At 66.2% G+C, this 1962-nt stretch carries 1 protein-coding gene; it reads right to left on the bottom strand.

The window, feature by feature from the left end:
* Positions 1 to 1962, bottom strand: a 1962-nt coding sequence (locus AC2FNA_RS24125; RefSeq protein ID WP_496830970.1) for a calcium-binding protein, incomplete at both ends; no start/stop codon positions are given.

Below are 1962 nucleotides of genomic sequence, written 5' to 3'. Positions count from 1 at the left end.
GCAATGTCGCCGGTTCCGCCGGTCGCCGCGTCGTCATCCCCGCCATCGATGGAATCGTCGCCGCTGCCTCCGATCAGGGTGTCTTCGCCGGTTCCGCCCGACAGCGTGTCGTTCTCCGAGCCGCCGTCCAGGCTGTCGTTGCCCGCGTCCCCGGACAGGGAATCCGCGCCGTAGTAGCTGCGGATGACGTCGTTGCCGTCGCCGCCACGCATGGTCTCGTCGCCGCGACCGCGCGTCGTGCGCGAGTCGGTCTCAGCCAGCAGCGTGTCATCGCCCGCGCCGCCGTCGAAGACAATCGCGCTACCCGACGAGCTGCTCGAATTCCCACCCAGGATTTCGATCCGGTCGTTGCCGTCGCCGCCCTGGACCGTCGTGGCCCCGGAGGCGCCGTAATACCAGTAGATCGTGTCGTTGTTGGCTCCGCCATCGGCGCTGCCGGTGCCATAGATCGTGTCGTCGCCGGTGCCGCCGTCCTGGTCGTTGAGGCCGTTCAGGTCGTAGAGGTAGTCGTCGCCGGCCCCGCCCTGAACGGTGTCGTCCCCGAGATCGCCATAGAGGAAGTCGTTGCCGTCGCCGCCATCCAGGTTGTCGTTGCCCGCCTGAAAGCCCGGACCCGAGGTCGAGAAGCCCGAACTGGTCGTGCCGTCCCCGTAAAGCGTATCGCTGCCCGCCCCGCCCAGAAGCGTGTCGTCGTCCTCCCCACCGTTCAGCGAGTCGTCGTCGTCGCCGCCATCGATGGAGTCGGAACCACCTTCGCCGCGCAATTCATCGTTGCCCGCGAGGCCCGAGATCGTGTCGTCGTCATTCAGACCGGTGAGGGTGTCGTTGCCTGCCGTGCCGATCAAAAGAAGCGCGGGGCTTGGGTCGATGGCAATGATCGTGTCGGAGAACTGAAGCTCGGATATTCCTTTCAGGGTGTCGATGCCATCGGGCGACCCACCACGCAAATCAACGACTGTATACGTTCCGTCGATATTGTTGATCTGGACCTCGTAGTCAGTCGAAGCACCGGAGTAGACCGCGCGATTGACACCAAGGGTGTCGGACAGCGTGTCGTTGCCAGCGCCACCGGTGAGCGTATCGTCCCCGTCGCCTCCGTCGATGCTGTCATCGCCGGCGCCACCGTCGATAGAGTCGGCTAGATCGCCGCCAAATCCGCCCCCACCTTGAATGGTGTCGTTTCCGGCACCGCCTGAAATGTTGTCGGCGCCCGAACCACCATCGATCGAGTCAGCATCATCCCCGCCATCGATGGAATCGTCGCCGCTGCCTCCGATCAGGGTGTCTTCGCCGGTTCCGCCCGACAGCGTGTCGTTCTCCGAGCCGCCGTCCAGGCTGTCGTTGCCCGCGTCCCCGGACAGGGAATCCGCGCCGTAGTAGCTGCGGATGACGTCGTTGCCGTCGCCGCCACGCATGGTCTCGTCGCCGCGACCGCGCGTCGTGCGCGAGTCGGTCTCAGCCAGCAGCGTGTCATCGCCCGCGCCGCCGTCGAAGACAATCGCGCTACCCGACGAGCTGCTCGAATTCCCACCCAGGATTTCGATCCGGTCGTTGCCGTCGCCGCCCTGGACCGTCGTGGCCCCGGAGGCGCCGTAATACCAGTAGATCGTGTCGTTGTTGGCTCCGCCATCGGCGCTGCCGGTGCCATAGATCGTGTCGTCGCCGGTGCCGCCGTCCTGGTCGTTGAGGCCGTTCAGGTCGTAGAGGTAGTCGTCGCCGGCCCCGCCCTGAACGGTGTCGTCCCCGAGATCGCCATAGAGGAAGTCGTTGCCGTCGCCGCCATCCAGGTTGTCGTTGCCCGCCTGAAAGCCCGGACCCGAGGTCGAGAAGCCCGAACTGGTCGTGCCGTCCCCGTAAAGCGTATCGCTGCCCGCCCCGCCCAGAAGCGTGTCGTCGTCCTCCCCACCGTTCAGCGAGTCGTCGTCGTCGCCGCCGACAAGCGTATCCTCGCCGGCGCCGCCA

Source organism: Ruegeria sp. YKSD163, from assembly GCF_059612905.1.
This window is presented reverse-complemented; position numbering and strand designations above follow the sequence as displayed.